The sequence below is a fragment of the Bordetella sp. BOR01 genome (assembly GCF_019218885.1).
Lineage (GTDB): Bacteria > Pseudomonadota > Gammaproteobacteria > Burkholderiales > Burkholderiaceae_B > Bordetella_A.
The window spans coordinates 1,079,193-1,097,340 of the sequence record NZ_JAHUWT010000003.1 but is presented as its reverse complement, the minus strand read 5'-3'; the positions used below and the strand labels follow the sequence as shown (position 1 = coordinate 1,097,340).

Here is an 18,148-nt window from a genome sequence, read left to right as displayed (position 1 = left end):
GGCCGCCGCACTGGCACGAGCCGGCTAATACAATGCCGGCGTGACGGCCCAGATCACCTCACAGTCCGTATCGCCGACCGCCCAGAATCTGTACTGCGCATTCGCCTTGAATGCGAAGGAATCGTCCTGGTTGAGGATATGTTCCTGGCCGTTGATCTCCAGCCCCAGGCTGCCCGACAGTACGGTTCCACACTTGGCGCCCGTCGGGTGCTGTGCCGGGCTGTCGCCGGAGCGGCCGCCGGGATGAATGACGAACCGCATCAGCTGGATCTCGGAAATGGAGTCGGGCGACAGGATATCCTTGATCATGCTTCCCGAACCCAGGTTCATGCGCCGCCGCTGCGCCTGACGCACGACCCAGGGTTCAGGTTCCAACTCACGGTAAGCCTCTTTGTCGAACAGCCACGACATGGGCATTTCCAGTGCTTCGCATATTTGCTTGAGCGAGCGCAGCGACGGCGATGAAATACCCCTTTCGATCTGGCTAAGCAGCCCGATGGAAAGGCTGGACCGGGTCGCCACTTCTTTCAAGGACTTGCGCCGGACCTTGCGCCGCTGGCGCAGTTTCTGGCCGATGCCTTCGGTCCATGTGGCAACGTCGCCATCCAGGCGTGGGTCGGCACCATTTTCCGGCAGTTCGCTCGCGATCGAGCGAGCTTTACTGTATGTCATTGGGTTTTCTCGCTTACGACATCATGTTGGGCAGTACCAGCGAGATCCACGGAAAGGCCACGAGCAACGCCAACGTGATCAGATCGGTAACCACGAACCAGCCTACCCCGCGGAATATAGTAGTCAGGTCGACCAGGCTGCCCAAAGCGCTTTTTGTGACATAGACGTTCAGGCCAACGGGCGGCGTGACCAGGCCGAGCTCCAGCAGTTTGACCAGAATGATTCCGAACCAGATCAGGTCCATGCCGGAGTCGCGCGCCATGGGCAGCACGATGGGCAGCGTCAGCAGCAACAGGCCGATCGAGTCCAGGAAGCACCCCAATATCAGATAGAGCACCGACACGGCGACGATAACGGCCAGTTGCGAGGCGCCCAGGCCCATGAACCATTGAGTGATGACTGCCGGCACGGTGCTCAGCGCCATGAACTTGCCCAGCAGCACAGTGCCGATGACAACCATGAAGATGCTGGCCGTGCCTGCCAGGGTCAGCAGCAACGAGCGTTTCAGAATGGGCCACGTCAGCGAACGTCGCGTGGCAGCCAGCAACAGCGACAGCAGGGCGCCCACGGCGCCGGCTTCGGTGGGCGTGAAGAACCCGGCGAAAATACCGACCAGCACGCCGATGATCAAGACCGGCAGCGGCCAGATTTCCCGCAGTGCGGCGAGCTTCTCGGCGCTGCTGACCGTGTCGTCGACGGGTGGCGCCAGCTTGGGGTTGAGCTTGACGCGGATGATGATCATCGCGGCAAACATCAAGGCCGACAGCAAGCCCGGCAGGAAGCCGGCCATGAACACCTTCGCGATCGACACCTCGGCGACATAGCCATAAAGAATCATCAGAATGCTGGGGGGAATCAGCGAGCCGAGTGTGCCAGCCGCAGCGACCACGCCACTGGCCAGGCCGGGGTGGTAGCGATAGCGCAGCATTTCCGGCGTTGCAATACGGGCAAAGGCCGCCGAGACCGCGACGCTGGATCCAGAGGCGGCCGAGAGCAAGCCGCACGCCCCTACGCTGGCAACCGCCAGGCCACCGGGCAGGCGGGAAAGAAAGATCCGGGCGGCGCTGAACAGGCCTTTGGACAGACCGGTCGCCCCTGCCACGTAGCCCATCAGCAGGAACATCGGTATGGCCGTCAGGTTCCAATCGCCGACAAAATTGAACGGCACGGCCGTCAACATGCCCCAGGCAGCGCGCGCATTGAGGATCGTGGCTATTCCCAGGAACGAGACTGAGCCAAGGGCCACACCGATGGGAACCCGCAGTGCGATAAGAAGCAGGCCCGCGCCCAGACCGATGAAGCCAATGGTGACGTTATCCATATTGCGTTCTTCTCCTGCTTCATCCGTCGCAGATCACTGCGGTTCGACATCGGGGCCGGCGGGTGCCGGATTGAAACCCGGATCGGTGATCGCCTTCAGGATGTGAAACACCAGCACCAGGAAAATGGCGGCGAACCCTATGGGCAACGAGAACTTCGACGGCCAGATCTCGACATACACCGAGCCCATGATCACTTCCCTGATTTCGTAAGAGTTCAAGGCATCAAGCCAGGTTTGCCAGGCGAGCACGGCAAAGAACAGGCACGATATCAGCGCACCGAATACGTACATCGCACGCCGCCAGCGCGGGGGCATCAGGCCGACCACAATGTCGGAACTGATATGTTCATGCTTGAGCTCGACGTAGGCCAGCGGCAGAAAGACCACCAGGACCATGTGATAGGCGGAAATAACTTCCAGATTCCCCTCGATGGGTGCGCCTACCAGATTGTTCAGCAGGACGTCGACGACCGTCTGCAGCATCATCATGAGCAGGCTGGCGGCGGCCACGACGGTCAATGCATAGGCCAGTGCCTTGATAATCTTTTCGAATGTGCGCATGGCGATCCTTGGAATAACGTTCCGTGCCCGCCACGGACACGGGTATCGTCTGCAAGTGTCGTTCAGGAACCGTCGGCGACCATGCCATAGACAGCATCCGCTGCCTTGCGGCTGACGTAGCCATGCTGGACGTCGTACTCGATGTCTTCGCGCTTGCGCTCGGAAATGGAGCCATACCCGCCGCCACCCGCCGTGCGGATCGTGACGATATCGCCCTTGCGCAAGACCTGGGCGTCTTTGCTCTTCAGTGAAATTCTCTGGCCGTCGCGCAGAATGTCCGCTTCTCCGGGGCATCCATCGGTGCCCCCGAACAAGCCATAGGGCGCGATCCGGAACCGGTCGGCGTACATGGCAAAGTTCACGCCATCCTTCAGAATCTCGAAACGGCGATAGAACCCGAGCCCGCCGCGATTTCGCCCATGGCCGCAAGAATCGGGCAGCAACCCATAGCCAATGATGCGGAAGTGATCGAAGTCCATGTCCGTCGCTTCTATCGGCGTGTTGGTGCAATTCGACAGTGGCGAGTCGACAGCATCGCATCCATTGCGACGGGGCGAGGCCCCGAATCCCCCGCCGTACACCTCCAGGTAAACCTTGTATTTTCCGTCGTGCTGATGCGACAGCGATGTGACCAGCGTGGCATCGTTGCCGCCTGCGATGACCTGGTCCGGGGCAACCTGCGCCAGCGCTTTGAGCACGGCATTGAAACACCGGTATCCGGCTTCCATGCGGGCGCGAACCGGGGCGGGGTAGTTGGGATTGACCAGGCTTCCCTTGGGCGCCCGGATACGCACCGGCTTTTTCAAGCCCTCGTTGAACGGGATATCGGGGCTGGTAAGCGAAGCCTTCACCGCCGACAGCGCGGCGGATATGGTCGACGAGAAGGGGCAATTCAGGTTGCGGGATACCTGCGGGCAGGTTCCATCGAAATCGATCTCGATCGAATCGCCGGACACCTTTACCGCGACCTTTACCGTCAGCGGCGCCTCGGACACTCCGTCGTCATCGACAGAATCTTCACCGTAATAAACACCGTCGCCCAGTTGCGACAGTGCCATGCGAAAGCGTCGCTCCGAGTATTCGATGAGCTCGCTCATGGCGGTACGAAGCGTCTGCGTCCCGTACTTGCGGCACAACTGCCGCACGCGCTCGGCGCCCACCGAATTGGCCGCAAACTGCGCGTCGAAATCGCCGATGGTCTGTCCTGGCACTCGGATATTGGCGGCCACCAATCGCTTCAGCGGGCCGTTGCCGGCCCAGTCACGGGCATGGTTGTAGCGCGTCGGCGGAAAGATCAGGCCTTCGGCATGAACATCGACTGCCTCGGTAGTCAGGCCGGGGTTGCCGCCGCCCAGGTCCAAGTGATGCGCGACCGTGCCGGCAAAGCCCACCAGCTCGCCTTCGAAGAAAATGGGGGAATAAATGAACACGTCCTGCAGGTGCTGCCCGCCCGAGTACGGATCGTTGGTGATGTAGAAATCCCCTTCCTGCATGGTATGGACCGGATCCGCCGCCGCGCAGGCGCGAAAGATCTCCGACATCGGCCCCAGCTGCATGGGAATGAGCTCGGCCTGTGCGACCACGTTCCCGTCACGGTCGAACAAGGCGGCAGAAGCGTCGGCGGCTTCGCGGATAATCGTCGAGTAGGCCGACCTGATCAACTTCACGCCCATTTCCCGCGCAGCGGCAATCAGCCCCTGGCTGATGACCGCGTAATCCACCGGATTGAGTTCCCCCTTCGATGCCTGCGGGGAAGGCTGGACCGAATCAGGCATTTTGTTCACCTTTGAGCGTCAGAATAACGTTGTCGTTGGCGTCGCGGCGGGCCACCCACCCCGAGGGAACCAGCAACGTCGAAGTCGAGTCTTCCAGTATGGCCGGCCCGGCCAGGGCCTGATCCACCTTCATGGCGGCCCGGCTGATCATCGTGGCCTTGCGCCAGGCCCCCTGGTCGAACAAGTCGATTTCCTGCGCATGGCTGAACTGGGCTTGCGGCTCGCGCAGTTGAGGCACGGATTTCAGTGGCACAGTCAAGCCCAGGCGGAACGAGACATACTCGATGGGCTTGTCCCCTTCTGCGCCGAAGAAAAACAGCTTGTGGTGCATCGCCCCGAACAGCTCGCGCAGTCTTGCACTGGTGAGCCGCTCGAGGTCGGCCGATGCCAACTCTACCGGCACTTCGAATGCCTGCCCGACGAAACGCATATCGACGACGAAACTCAGGATGGGTTCGCCGTCTAGCCCCATCTCATGGGCGCGCGCTATCGCGCGCTGGCTCATTTCCTGGTAGACGGCGCGAATCCCGGCTGGCGTGTCTTCGCCCAGCACGCCTCGCTGCGTCAGGCTCTCGAATTGAATGAAGTCGCTGGCCAACAAGCCATAAGCCGATATGACGCCCGAATTGGGCGGCACCACAATGGTACCTACGCCGAGATCGCGCGCGACCTCGGCGGCGTGCAGCGGCCCGGCCCCGCCAAAGGGCACCAGCACGTTGTCGCGAGGATCATGACCGCGCTCGGTCGAGATAACCTGGATGGCGCGCACGATATTGGCATTGGATAGGCGAATCGCGGCATCGGCGGCTTCTTCGAGCGTCATCCCGAAATGCGTGGCGATGGGCTGCAGGGCGTCACGGGCTGCCGCGATGTCGATGGGCATCTTGCCGCCCAGGAATGTCTCGGGCATGATGGCCCGCCTGACGACATGCGCATCCGTGATGGTGGCAAGGGTGCCGCCCTTGCCATAGCAGGCCGGGCCTGGCTCGGCGCCAGCCGAACGGGGCCCGACACGCAACATGCCTCCCTCGTCTATCCATATGATGCTGCCCCCGCCCGCGCCCACCGTGTTGATATCGAGCACAGGGATGCGCACCGGCAGACCATCGATCGAGAATTCATTGGTCAGCTGCGGCTTGCCATCCACCACCACGCAAACATCGGTCGAAGTGCCGCCCATATCCAGGGTAATGAGGTTGCGGTAGCCAGACCTCGATACCTGGCGCGCCGCACCCATGACGCCGGCGGCCGGCCCCGACAACAATGCCGTAACCGCATTGGCACGCATGGCCTGGGCCGGCAATTTGCCTCCGTTCGATTGCATTACGCTGAATCGCCCGCGGAATTCGGACTCTTGCAGCCGCTGGGTAAAGCGCGAGATGTACCGATCCATCACCGGCTGCACATACGCAGACAAGGCGGTTGTCGATGCGCGTTCGTATTCGCGGAACTCTCTGGTTATGTCAGATGAAATCGTTACGTGAATATCCGGCTGGCTGGCCTGTATCAGTTCACGCAATTTGTGTTCGTGTGCCGGGTTGACATACGCATTCAGCAGGCAGATGGCCACTGCCTGATAATCGCCGCCCTTGAGCTGGGGCACAAGGACGTTGCGCACCGCTTGCTCGTCCAATGCGACAAGGATCGATCCGTCGGCCAGAATGCGTTCTTCGACTTCCAGGGTATTTGCGCGCTCGACAACGGGCTCGGGCTTGCGATATTCCAGGTCATAAATATTGCTGCGGCCATGGCGCTGCAATGACAGGATGTCGCGAAATCCCGCTGTAGTGATGAATGCGGTCAGAAACCCCTTGCGTTCAAGCACCGCGTTAGTCGCCACCGTGGATCCGTGCGAAAGATCGCTTACGGAACTCAGCGGGATCCCACTTTCGATAAGCGCATTGAATGCGCCCTCGTCCGGATGGCTGGGCGTGCTGGGCACTTTGAGTACCCGCACACCGGTTTCATCTATCGCAACCAGATCCGTGAATGTACCGCCTACTTCAACCCCGATACGCATACTTGTACACCTCGAAGAATCATGTGGCCCGGCAAATGGCACGCCCTATCGATTGTGGTCAGCCCCCATAGGTTTTCTCATCGACCTTGTCGTATAGATTTTCCTTGAGTACCTTGGTCAAGGCCGCAGCGTCAGTCTTGTCGACACCCGCAAGCAGGCCTTCCCATTTCTTCAATGTGGCGTCGAACCGCGAGACCAGCCCCTCGGTGTCTTTCAGCTTGAAGCGCTCCGCCCCTTCTTTCAGTGCCATGGCGTGCGCGTGCTCATGGAAATTGGCGATCGATTGCACGATATCGGCAGCAGGCTGATACACCGTGACGCCGTGCTGTGAAGATTCCTGGACAGCCTCGTCGCCAGCCTTGACGTACGCGATTTCGGTCTCTACGGTGGATTCGGCAATCGTGTCCAACAGGATGCGGCGCTGTTTGTCGTCCAGCGATTTCCAGGTATTGCCGTTCATGGCCCATAACCAGCCCGCAAAGTAGGGCCCCAGGTTGGCCATGTTGATATGCTTGGCCACATCCCACAACGAGCGTGTCTTCAACTCATTGGCGCCCATGACCGCACAGTCGATTTGCCCTTTGTCCAGGCCTGTGAACATTTCGCTGGAAGGCACATTCACCGGTGTAGCGCCCACGGACTTCGCCCATTCGGCGTGTACCGGGCCGGGCGTGCGCAGCTTCAGGCCTTTCAAGTCGGACAACTGCGCCACTTTCTTGCGGCAGATAAGGTTGTACGGAACGCTGGCGTAAGCGCCCAGGAAGACGATTTTCTGGCGCTTCCACCGGGCCTGCATGGCCGGGTCGTTGATGTAGAAGTCCGCTACGGCGAAGGTCGTCAGTATCGGATCGTCCAACGAGATTCCCAATACCGCCAGGACATTGTCCTCGGGCAGATCCGCGGGAGTGTAAGTGCCGGCGTGGTAGGTGATGTCGGCTATACCGTCGCGCAGGCCGCTCAGGTGCGCCACGACGGGAAGCAGGGTCGTGTCAGTAAAGACCTTGATCTTCAGGTCGCCACCAGACGCCTGCTCGACTTTCTTGGCCCATTCCTGATAACCGTACCGGGTCAGCGGTTGCGTCTCAGGAAACCAGATGCTGGCATTGAGGGTGGTTTCGGCCATTGCGGCCGACGTCGCGCCGATAGCGGCGCACAGCGCCAGTCCTGCGCAGAATCTGTGAATCTGCATGGCTTGCTCCGGTGAGCGTGCAGGCCGCTGGGAACCACGTAGGCGGCGTATTCACGCATTGAAGATAGAGTGAACTATTTCGGCCAAAATTTCATTTTTATTTTAATTTGATGGTTTTTTTTCCATATAAGTGAAATCCCTATGGGTGGATTCCACTAGATGCCTGGCGCGGCGAACAAAGACGTCGACCCAAAAACAAAGGCCGCACCCTTGCGGGTACGGCCTTGTTCTGCATACCGCTTACCGAAGCAAGCGGTTCCGGCAAACTTACTGCAGCGCGATTTCCACGTCGACACCGGCCGGCAGGTCCAGGCGCATCAAAGCGTCCACGGTCTTGTCGGTGGGGTCCACGATGTCCATCAGGCGCTGATGGGTGCGGATTTCGAACTGGTCGCGCGACGACTTGTTCACGTGAGGCGAACGCAGCACGTCATAGCGGCGGATACGCGTAGGCAGCGGAACCGGGCCGCGCACCACAGCGCCAGTGCGCTTGGCGGTGTCGACGATCTCGGCCGCGGACTGATCGATCAGCTTGTAATCAAAGGCTTTCAAGCGGATACGGATCTTCTGGTTTTTCATGGTGTTTCCCAAAGAACGAAAAGCGAAGGCGGTAGAAGAGGACCCGCCGCCTTCGCTGGTTTGTGTGCGCCTTAGGCGATGATTTTGGCGACGACGCCGGCGCCGACGGTACGGCCGCCTTCACGGATGGCGAAACGCAGACCTTCTTCCATGGCGATCGGGGCCAGCAACTTGACCGTCATCGACACGTTGTCGCCCGGCAGCACCATTTCCTTGTCCTTGGGCAGGTCGATCGAGCCGGTCACGTCCGTCGTGCGGAAGTAGAACTGCGGACGATAACCGTTGAAGAACGGCGTGTGACGCCCGCCTTCTTCCTTGGACAGAATGTACACCTCGGCGGTGAATTCCGTGTGCGGCGTGATCGAACCCGGCTTGGCCAGCACTTGGCCACGCTCGACGTCTTCGCGCTTGGTGCCGCGCAGCAAAATACCCACGTTGTCGCCCGCCTGGCCCTGGTCGAGCAGCTTGCGGAACATCTCCACGCCCGTGCACGTCGTCTTGACCGTCGGCTTGATGCCCACGATCTCGATTTCCTCGCCCACCTTGACCACGCCACGCTCGATACGGCCCGTCACCACCGTGCCACGACCCGAGATCGAGAACACGTCTTCGACCGGCATCAGGAACGCACCGTCGACCGCACGCTCGGGCGTCGGGATGTACGTGTCCAGCGCCTCGGCCAGCTTCAGGATCGCCTGCTCGCCCAGCTCGCCCTTGTCGCCCTCGAGCGCCAGCTTGGCCGAACCCTTCACGATCGGCGTGTCGTCGCCCGGAAAGTCGTACTTCGACAGCAGTTCGCGGACTTCCATCTCCACCAGCTCGAGCAACTCGGCATCATCGACCATGTCGGCCTTGTTCAGGAACACGATGATGTACGGCACGCCAACCTGGCGCGACAGCAAAATGTGCTCGCGCGTCTGCGGCATCGGGCCGTCTGCGGCCGAACACACCAGGATCGCGCCGTCCATCTGCGCCGCACCCGTGATCATGTTCTTGACGTAGTCCGCGTGACCCGGGCAATCAACGTGCGCGTAGTGACGGTTCGCCGTCTCGTATTCCACGTGCGCCGTGTTGATCGTGATGCCACGTGCCTTCTCTTCGGGCGCCGCGTCGATCTGGTCGTAGCCGCGGGCTTCCCCGCCGAACTTGTTCGACAGCACGGTCGTGATGGCCGCCGTCAACGTCGTTTTGCCGTGGTCAACGTGACCAATCGTACCCACGTTCACGTGCGGCTTGGTACGTTCAAACTTGCCTTTTGCCATGATCTCTATCCTTTGACTTTCAAGGAAACTGGGATGATTTGCCGCGCCCCCGGATCACGGAGACGCGGCGACGGTTATTTACTTGGCCCGAGCGGCGATGACTTCGTCAGCGACGTTCTTGGGGGCCTCGGAGTAATGCTTGAATTCCATCGTGTACGTGGCACGACCTTGCGTCAGCGAGCGCAGGTTGGTGGCGTAACCGAACATCTCGGCCAAGGGAACCTCGGCCTTGATGGTCTTGCCGCCGCCGACCATGTCTTCCATGCCCTGCACCATGCCGCGCCGCGAGGACAAATCGCCCATCACGGTACCAGCGTAGTCTTCAGGCGTTTCGACTTCAACAGCCATCATGGGCTCGAGCAGCACCGGGCTGGCCTTGCGCATGCCGTCCTTGAAGGCCATCGAAGCGGCCATCTTGAACGCGTTTTCGTTCGAGTCCACGTCGTGGTACGAACCGAAGAACAGCGTCGCCTTGATGTCCACCACCGGATAGCCGGCCAGGATACCTGCGGGCAGGGTTTCCTGGATGCCCTTGTCGACCGCGGGAATGTACTCGCGCGGCACCACGCCGCCCTTGATGGCATCCACGAACTCGTAGCCGCCGCCCGGGGGGAGCGGCTCGAGCTTGAGCACCACGTGACCGTACTGGCCACGACCGCCCGACTGCTTGACGAACTTGCCTTCGATTTCGTCGCAGATCTTGCGGATGGTTTCGCGGTAGGCCACTTGGGGCTTGCCGACGTTGGCTTCCACGCCGAATTCGCGCCTCATGCGATCGACCAGGATTTCCAGGTGCAGCTCGCCCATGCCCGAGATGATGGTCTGGCCGGATTCTTCGTCGCTGCGCACGCGGAACGACGGGTCTTCCTGGGCCAGGCGCGACAGGGCCAGGCCCATCTTTTCCTGGTCGGCCTTGGACTTGGGTTCGACGGCCTGGGAAATCACGGGTTCGGGGAACTCCATGCGCTCGAGCAGGATGTGCGAATCGATATCGCACAGCGTTTCGCCGGTGGTGACGTCTTTCAGGCCAACCACGGCGGCGATGTCGCCTGCCAGAACTTCCTTGATTTCTTCGCGGTTGTTGGCATGCATCTGCAGCAGACGGCCAACGCGCTCTTTCTTGCCCTTGATCGGGTTGTAGACGGTGTCGCCGGACTTCAGCACGCCCGAATACACGCGCACGAACGTGAGTTGGCCCACGAAGGGGTCGCTCATCAGCTTGAACGCCAGCGCCGACAGTTTTTCGCCGTCGTCAGCCTTGCGCGAAACAGGATTGCCATCGTCGTCCTGGCCATCGACCGGCGGGATGTCGATCGGGGAAGGCAGGTAGTCGATGACGGCGTCGAGCATGCGCTGCACGCCCTTGTTCTTGAAGGCGGTGCCGCACAGCATCGGCTGGATCTCGCCGGCGATGGTGCGCTGGCGGATCGCGACGTTGATTTCGGCCTCATCCAGCGAGCCTGTCTCGAGGTACTTGTTCATCAGTTCCTCGGTGGACTCGGCAGCCGCTTCGACCAGCTTTTCACGCCATTCGTTGGCGGGGCCTTCGAGTTCGGCCGGAATGTCGGTGTAGTCGAACTTGGTGCCTTGGCTGGCTTCGTCCCAGACGATGGCCTTCATCTTGACCAGGTCGATGACACCCTTGAAGGTGTCTTCGGCGCCGATCGGGATCACGATGGGCACGGGGTTGGCGCGCAGGCGCGTCTTCAACTGTTCGTAGACCTTGAAGAAATTGGCACCGGTGCGGTCCATCTTGTTGACGAACGCCAGGCGGGGCACGCCGTACTTGTTGGCCTGGCGCCACACGGTTTCGGACTGCGGCTGCACACCACCCACCGCGCAGTACACCATGCAAGCGCCGTCGAGCACGCGCATGGAGCGTTCCACCTCGATGGTGAAGTCCACGTGGCCCGGGGTGTCGATGATGTTGATGCGGTGTTCGGGATAGTTGCCAGCCATGCCGCGCCAAAACGCCGTCGTAGCGGCCGACGTGATGGTAATGCCACGCTCTTGCTCTTGCTCCATCCAGTCCATGGTGGCTGCGCCATCATGCACTTCGCCAATCTTGTGGTTGACGCCGGTATAGAACAGGATGCGTTCGGTCGTGGTGGTTTTCCCTGCATCGATGTGCGCAGAGATACCAATGTTGCGATAGCGCTCGATCGGGGTTTTGCGGGCCATGGTAGGTTGATCCTTAAATTACCAGCGGAAATGGCTGAAGGCCTTGTTGGCCTCGGCCATCTTGTGCGTGTCTTCGCGTTTCTTCATCGCGGCGCCGCGCCCTTCCGAGGCGTCGATCAGTTCGCCGGCCAGGCGCAGATCCATCGACTTTTCACCGCGCTTCTTTGCGGCTTCGCGCAGCCAACGCATGGCCAAGGCCAGGCGGCGCACGGGGCGCACTTCAACCGGCACTTGGTAGTTGGCACCGCCCACGCGGCGGCTTTTCACTTCGACGATCGGCTTGATGTTGTTGATCGCCAGGCTGAAAACCTCGATCGGCTCTTTGCCGGTCTTGGCTTGCACTTGCTCGAGCGCGCCATAGATGATGCGCTCGGCGACGGCCTTCTTGCCGTCCAGCATGACGACGTTCATGAATTTGGCGAGCTCGACGCTGCCGAACTTGGGATCGGGCAGGATCTCGCGCTTGGGTACTTCGCGACGACGGGGCATGTTGCTTCCTTGTGTCTGTTCAGTTGAACCATGTCTGGTGACACGGCCATGGCCGCCCAATGGGACGACCCCTTACGTGCCGCGCACCGTCCCGACGGGGGGGTGGCGCGGTTGCACTGTCCTGGTGGCGCTTGCGCGCAACCGGGGGTACTGCCAAAAATACGGTATCAGGCCTTCTTCGGACGCTTGGCGCCGTACTTCGAACGTGCCTGCTTGCGATCCTTGACGCCTTGCAGGTCGAGCGAGCCACGCACGATGTGGTAGCGCACACCCGGAAGGTCTTTCACACGGCCGCCGCGCACCAGAACCACCGAGTGCTCTTGCAGGTTGTGGCCTTCACCGCCGATGTACGAAATCACTTCGTAGCCGTTGGTGAGACGCACCTTCGCAACCTTACGCAGGGCGGAGTTCGGCTTCTTGGGGGTGGTGGTGTACACGCGGGTGCACACGCCGCGGCGTTGCGGGCAGTTTTCGAGCGCGGGGCTCTTGCTCTTGATGATGCTGACTTCGCGCGGCTTGCGCACGAGTTGGCTAATGGTAGGCATGACCTTTGAAATCCCTTTTACGTACCACTGGTAAGTACTTTATGTACTCGTGTCCCTGGTGAATTGCCTGACCTGAAGTGAAGGACAAGGCCGCTGCACCAGCGAGAGGCAGTTCACGCAAAACCGCCTCAAACGTTCCGTACGTAAAAGAGCGGGTCTTGCAGACAAAAACGCACAAAGACCGGCAGCCATGAAAGTGACTAGCCTTCTTTATGCGCAAATAAAGCAGTAAGCCCGTCAGCATAACCTAGAACAATAGGTATGTCAAAGCCCGGGGCAGGGCCCCCTATTCGGCCCGGCTGGGCGTCATGTGCCGAGGCAGGAACGGCGAAGGCGGCAAACCAGGAGCTATCGATCGGCGAACAGGTAGCCGCTGCCGTAGACCGTGCGGATGGGCAGGATGACGCCGGCCAGCTCGGCCTTGCGGCGCAGGCGGCTGACGATGACATCGATGCTGCGCGCCCCGCCGGTACGGCCAGTATTGCTGTCGGTCTCGAGCTGCTGGTTGAGTTCGGCACGGCCGACCGCGCGTCCCGTAACATCTAGCAAAGTCCGAACCACGAGCCGCTCGTTGGCCGACAGCGAAATCGCTATGCCGGCGGGCGACACCAAGGTCCAGCTCTGGTCGCGCAATTCCCAGCGGCCGGCACCCTCGGGGGCGATTTCGGGCTCTTCAGCGACCCGCGCCGCGCGGCCCGGCAGCCGCCGTGCCAATGCCAGCAACACGCAGGCCAATTCGCGGCAGTCCAGCGGATCAGGCAGGCAGATATCGGCACCGCTTTGCAGACAGCGAAGGCGGCTTTCCACGCCCAGCGTGGCGCCGATCACGACGATGCCCAGCGCCGGGGAAGCGCGCAGGCGCGACAGCAGTGCGTAGCCGATCTCGCCCAGCTCGCAGATGTCGAGCACGACGGCATCGAATCGGTCGGCGCTCAGCTGATTGAACAGTTCGAGTGGCGTGCCGCATCCTTCCGCGGCGATGCCGGCCTGCAACATCGTTGTTACCGAGTGCCCACGGATTGTTGCATCGGACACCATGATGAGTACTTTCAATTGCTTCATAACATTGTCCCTGAAGCCCGCTTTTTCCGCGTAGTTCCTGGTTTACGGGCCTTTGCGCAACGCGGTATATCTGAGACAGTGTGGCTTCATCTTGCGCGAATTCGTAGTCAATGTTTGTCAACTTGACATTGCTTGACATTCACAATGTTGCAGAATCGGAGAATGCGCAACAGCGAGTTATCATCGCAGTGCAGTATGGCCTCGCTAATACATCGCGCGAGCCTGGCTACTGGGCGAAGAAGCGCTCTTCTAAACAAAGAATTTGACTATGCAGATAGCCTCGCTGGAAGACGACCTGGACCAGGCACGGCATATTCAGCAGGTTCTGGATTCAGCCGGCTACACCTGCCATAGCTATCAGTGCAGCCGTGACCTGCTGGCGGCCCTGCGCGACCAATCGTTCGACTTGATTCTGCTGGATTGGCATGTGCCGGATATGGACGGCGATGAAGTGCTGCGACGGCTGCGCGCCACACTGGGCATGCAGATTCCCATCATTTTCGTCACGAGCCGCAGCCAGGAGGCCGACTTGGTACAAGGCCTGCAGGCGGGTGCCGACGACTATGTCGTCAAGCCCCTGCGGCCGGCCGAGCTGCTGGCGCGCATCGCGGCATTGCTGCGGCGAAGCCAGGCGGCACAAGCTGATCACAACCCATTCTCGGTTGCCGCATATCGCATCGACCCCACTGGCCGAACTATCACGTTGAGCGGCGAAGCCGTCATGTTAGCGCCTAAAGAGTTCGAGTTAGCGCATTTGTTCTTTCGCAATGTGGGCCGCCTGCTGTCGCGCGATGTGCTGGCCGAGAGTGTCTGGAATCGTGAAATTCCCGCAACGTCACGCACGCTGGACACGCACTTGTCCAATATCCGCCAGAAGCTTCGGTTGCGTCCGGAAAATGGCGTGCGGCTGGCTTCGTCATATGCACTGGGATATCGGCTTGAAGTCCTCAATGATGGCGCTAACGCGACGAAGCCGCCATACAAGACATAGAACCTGGCATCGGAGACTTTGATACATGCTCTCGCGTTTCATACGCATATTCATCACCTTGAGTGCGGCCGCGTCCGGCACGCTTGCATCGGCGCAGCCCGCCGGGGCGCTGGGTGATGATTTCATTTACCGTATCCGCCAAGGAGACACGCTGATCCGCCTGGCTGGTACCTATACGCGTAACGAATCGAACTGGGCGACCTTGCAGCGCCTGAATTCCGTCGACGACCCCTATCGCCTGGTGATCGGGTCCGAACTGCGCATCCCGCTTGCCCTGATTCCGGAAATTCCGGCCCAGGCGCGCGCCGTGCACGTGAGCGGAAGCGCCAGTATGGATGGCACGCCGCTGCGCGTGGGCATGCCAGTGGCCGAAGGCTCGACCATCACGACATCGGCCAATGGCTTTGTTACCCTGCAACTGGCCGATGGCAGCAAAGTCACGCTGCCCCAGGAAGGCGCTACCCACCTGGAGCGCTTGCGTCAGTTCGAAGGCGAGGCACTGACCGATTCGGTCCTGAGGGTGGAGCGCGGTGTCGTGGATTCGCATGTCGCGCCGTCCGGGCAAGGCGTGGGCCGCTTCGAGGTGCGCACACCCGTGGCCGTTACAGGCGTGCGCGGCACGCGCTTTCGCGTCCAGGCCCATGTGCAAGGCGCACGCAGCGAGGTTATCGACGGCAGCGTAAGGCTGCAGCCGCACGCACCCGACAACGCGCCGGGCCGGGCCGTTGCGGTCGCAACTGGCTTTGGCGCCGCCGTCGGCGCCGACGGCGTGCTCTCCGGCATCCGGCCCCTGCTGCCCGCGCCGCAACTCGGCGCCCCGCAACGCGCCGGTTCGGGCCAATGGACGGCGGCCGTCTCGTCCGTGCCAGGCGCGGTGGCATATCAAGTGCAAGTATCGCGCGATGCCGAAGGCCTGGAACTGACTTCGTCCAGCCGCTTCAACAGCACAGACATCCGCTTTTCGGCGCCGGGCAGCGGCACCTACCATGTCGCCGTGCGTGCCATCGATGAAGCCGGGCTGCAGGGCCGCGATGCGCGCCTGACATTCGAGGGAACCAATATTCTGATGACTGTGTCGGGCTTGCCCGTATCGTTGTCCGATGGCGGCGCCGTCACGTTGGCCGACTATTGAGACGCTCATGCCGACCATGGCTGACAGCCGCCGCACCAGTCCGCACGCGCGGCGACTGCTGACTGTCATCCTGGTAGCCCTGGCCGCCCTGCTGGGTGCGGTCAACGGATTGGGCCGCATCGACCAGATGATCTATGACCGCGCCATCTCGCTGACGAGCCGGACGGCGCCGGACGATGTGCTGATTGTCATGATCGACGACCTGACCGTGGCGGCTTTGGGGCGCTGGCCTTGGCCGCGCGCGATACATGCGGCGTTGCTGGATCGTTTGCACGGCGCGCGCGCAGTGGGGCTGGACATCGTGTTTGCCGAGGCCGACGAACACAACCTTGACAGCGACCGAATGCTGGCCGACGCGATCCGCCGGCACGGACGCGTCGTGCTGCCGGTGGTACTGGACAATCTCGGGCAGCCCGCGCATGTCGACCTGCCCCTGAAGCCGCTGGCTCAGGCCGCTGCGGGATTGGGTTATATCAATATTGGCCTGGACGACGATGGCGTCGTGCGACGCACCACCTGGACTCGCCGCGTAGGCGGCGAGCAATGGAACCATTTTGCCTTGGCCATGCTGCAGGCCGGCGGCCACGCCTCGACGGCACGCGACTTTCTTGGACAGTTGGCACCGGCCGACACCTCGCTCATCCCCTATGCAGGCCCGCCCGGCCACTTCCAGGCGGTGTCTTACCTGGCCGTGCTGCGCGGCGAAGCACCGCCCGAGCTCTTCCAGGACAAGTACGTGCTGGTGGGAGCCTGGGCCACAGGCATGGGCGACATATTCCCCGCCCCGGTATCGCATCGTGCGAGCGGGATTTCGGGCGTCGAGATCATGGCCAACTTGCTGCACTCGGCCCGCCAGGGCCTGGTGGTACAGCCGGCACAAGCCTGGCAGACCGCGCTGGCCAGTGCCATTCCCGTATTGTTGCTGTGCCTGGCATTGCCCCGTCTGTCGCCGCGCCATGCGGTGTTCTGCAGCGCGGCGCTGCTGGCGGCCGTTCTGGCTGTCGCGCTGGCGGCATTGTGGTGGGGCAATACATGGATTCCGCCAACCGCGGCGCTGCTGGGCGTTGCAACGTGCTACCCGCTATGGAGTTGGCGCAGCCAAGAGGCCGCTTTGCGCTATATGGACGGTGAAATGAAGCGGCTACGCCTCGAGTATCCGCCTGTCCTGGATGAGGCAGGACCCCAGGTCGGGCGCATCGGGCGATCGCTGGACCAGCATGTGGATGAACTCGACCGCACACTGAGCCGGGTGCGCAACCTGCGGCGCTTCCTGATCGATGGCCTGGACGGCATGCCCGATGCCACGCTGGTCATCGACCAAGCCGGCCGGCTGCAGTTTCGCAATCGCCCCGCCATCATGTATTTCCTGAACCTGAGCATCCGGCCGCCCCGCATCGGGCGGGCGCTGGCTCCAGCCCTGGTGCAGGCCTTCGACGAGTCCGCCATCCAACAATTGGTGCGCGAGGCCTTGCGCGTGCATGGCCATGAGACCGGCCTGCACGGTGCAGCCCCGTCGCGCACCAACGTTGAAGTACGCGACCGTGCAGGACAGGATTTATTGCTGCGATGTGCGCCTATCCGTACGGCGCAAGGCGCCCACGCCGGATTGGTGGTGACGCTGAGCGACGTTACCAACGTACGCCAGGCCGAGCGGCAACGCGAAGAGACCCTGCGATTCATCTCGCATGACATGCGGGCGCCGCAGAATTCGATATTGGCCCTGGTTGCGTTGAACCAGGCGGGCCACGCCGATGCCCATCCGGTCGACGCGCTGACACGTATCGCGCATCTGGCCAACCGCACGCTGCGGCTGGTCGACGATTTCATCCAGCTTACCCGCGCCGAATCGATGGACATTGCGCATGCAAAGCTGGACCTTGCCGATCTGGTGCGCGAGGCTACCGACGAATTCTGGGCGTCGGCCCAGGCACGCGGCATTGCGCTGGATGTGCAGGCCCCAAAGTCCGCGGCACTGGCCTACGGCGATCAGATGCTGATCATGCGAGCCCTCTACAACCTGCTGGATAACGCCATCAAGTACAGCCCCGACGGCAGCCGGATACTGTTGCGCGTTCGTGCCGCCTCGGACAGCTGGGATATCGAGGTCGAAGATGCCGGCCCAGGCATTGCGCCAGAAGACCAGGCACGCTTGTTCGAGCCGTTCTTTCGTACGGGAGAGGCGCATCGTTCCAGCACCAGCGGCGCTGGGCTGGGCCTGCCGTTCGTGCGCACGGTGGCGCTACGCCATGGTGGCCGCATTTCCGTACATAGTGAGCGCGGCGCCGGTGCGCGGTTTACCTTGAGCCTGCCCATGGCCCTGGACGACGAGGCCTACCAAGCCTGACCATGGACGGCCCGGCTGGGTGCGC

At 61.6% G+C, this 18,148-nt stretch carries 15 protein-coding genes; 3 read left to right on the top strand and 12 right to left on the bottom strand.

Going from position 1 to position 18,148, the window contains the following annotated elements:
• Positions 1-24 precede the first annotated feature (24 nt).
• The 12 genes from KW845_RS19990 to KW845_RS19935 form a co-directional block, all read right to left on the bottom strand.
• On the bottom strand, positions 25-672 hold the full coding sequence (locus KW845_RS19990) for a helix-turn-helix domain-containing protein (RefSeq protein ID WP_218371071.1): 648 nt from the start codon (positions 670-672) through the stop codon (positions 25-27).
• A 13-nt stretch (positions 673-685) separates the two neighbouring features.
• Positions 686-1,993, bottom strand: a complete 1,308-nt coding sequence (locus KW845_RS19985) for a TRAP transporter large permease (protein WP_218371070.1) — start codon at positions 1,991-1,993, stop codon at positions 686-688.
• Between the two features lie 33 nt (positions 1,994-2,026).
• Complete coding sequence (locus KW845_RS19980; RefSeq protein WP_218371069.1) at positions 2,027-2,554, bottom strand: TRAP transporter small permease; 528 nt, start codon at positions 2,552-2,554, stop codon at positions 2,027-2,029.
• A 62-nt stretch (positions 2,555-2,616) separates the two neighbouring features.
• A complete protein-coding gene (locus KW845_RS19975; protein ID WP_218371068.1) occupies positions 2,617-4,329 on the bottom strand; it encodes a hydantoinase B/oxoprolinase family protein in 1,713 nt (570 codons plus the stop codon).
• On the bottom strand, positions 4,322-6,349 hold the full coding sequence (locus tag KW845_RS19970; protein WP_218371067.1) for a hydantoinase/oxoprolinase family protein: 2,028 nt from the start codon (positions 6,347-6,349) through the stop codon (positions 4,322-4,324). Before KW845_RS19970 ends, KW845_RS19975 begins: the two co-directional genes overlap by 8 nt.
• 58 nt (positions 6,350-6,407) lie before the next feature.
• Positions 6,408-7,538 (bottom strand): C4-dicarboxylate TRAP transporter substrate-binding protein, encoded by a 1,131-nt coding sequence (locus KW845_RS19965; RefSeq protein ID WP_218371066.1) that lies wholly within the window; start codon positions 7,536-7,538, stop codon positions 6,408-6,410.
• Positions 7,539-7,805: 267 nt separating this feature from the next.
• Entirely contained in the window at positions 7,806-8,117 is a 312-nt protein-coding gene (gene rpsJ / locus KW845_RS19960) for a 30S ribosomal protein S10 (protein ID WP_012251770.1), read from the bottom strand.
• A gap of 71 nt (positions 8,118-8,188) precedes the next feature.
• Positions 8,189-9,379 (bottom strand): elongation factor Tu, encoded by a 1,191-nt coding sequence (gene tuf / locus KW845_RS19955; protein WP_218371052.1) that lies wholly within the window; start codon positions 9,377-9,379, stop codon positions 8,189-8,191.
• A gap of 78 nt (positions 9,380-9,457) precedes the next feature.
• Positions 9,458-11,560: an elongation factor G gene (gene fusA, locus KW845_RS19950; protein ID WP_218371065.1), complete on the bottom strand. Its 2,103-nt coding sequence runs from the start codon at positions 11,558-11,560 to the stop codon at positions 9,458-9,460.
• A gap of 18 nt (positions 11,561-11,578) precedes the next feature.
• Positions 11,579-12,049 carry a 30S ribosomal protein S7 gene (gene rpsG, locus KW845_RS19945; protein ID WP_094798042.1) on the bottom strand — a complete coding sequence of 157 codons (471 nt, stop codon included), beginning with the start codon at positions 12,047-12,049 and terminating at the stop codon, positions 11,579-11,581.
• A 167-nt stretch (positions 12,050-12,216) separates the two neighbouring features.
• On the bottom strand, positions 12,217-12,594 hold the full coding sequence (rpsL, locus tag KW845_RS19940; RefSeq protein WP_005017264.1) for a 30S ribosomal protein S12: 378 nt from the start codon (positions 12,592-12,594) through the stop codon (positions 12,217-12,219).
• A 348-nt stretch (positions 12,595-12,942) separates the two neighbouring features.
• On the bottom strand, positions 12,943-13,656 hold the full coding sequence (locus tag KW845_RS19935) for a response regulator transcription factor (protein WP_218371064.1): 714 nt from the start codon (positions 13,654-13,656) through the stop codon (positions 12,943-12,945).
• Between the two features lie 268 nt (positions 13,657-13,924).
• Here KW845_RS19935 and KW845_RS19930 point away from each other — a divergent pair, with 268 nt between their 5' ends.
• From KW845_RS19930 to KW845_RS19920, 3 genes are read left to right on the top strand one after another with little or no spacing between them, the layout of a single operon-like run.
• Positions 13,925-14,647, top strand: a complete 723-nt coding sequence (locus KW845_RS19930) for a response regulator transcription factor (RefSeq protein WP_218371063.1) — start codon at positions 13,925-13,927, stop codon at positions 14,645-14,647.
• 25 nt (positions 14,648-14,672) lie between these two features.
• Positions 14,673-15,779, top strand: coding sequence for a FecR domain-containing protein (locus KW845_RS19925; RefSeq protein WP_218371062.1), 1,107 nt, complete (start codon positions 14,673-14,675; stop codon positions 15,777-15,779).
• Between the two features lie 7 nt (positions 15,780-15,786).
• Entirely contained in the window at positions 15,787-18,123 is a 2,337-nt protein-coding gene (locus tag KW845_RS19920) for a CHASE2 domain-containing protein (RefSeq protein ID WP_370628258.1), read from the top strand.
• Positions 18,124-18,148: the final 25 nt, after the last annotated feature.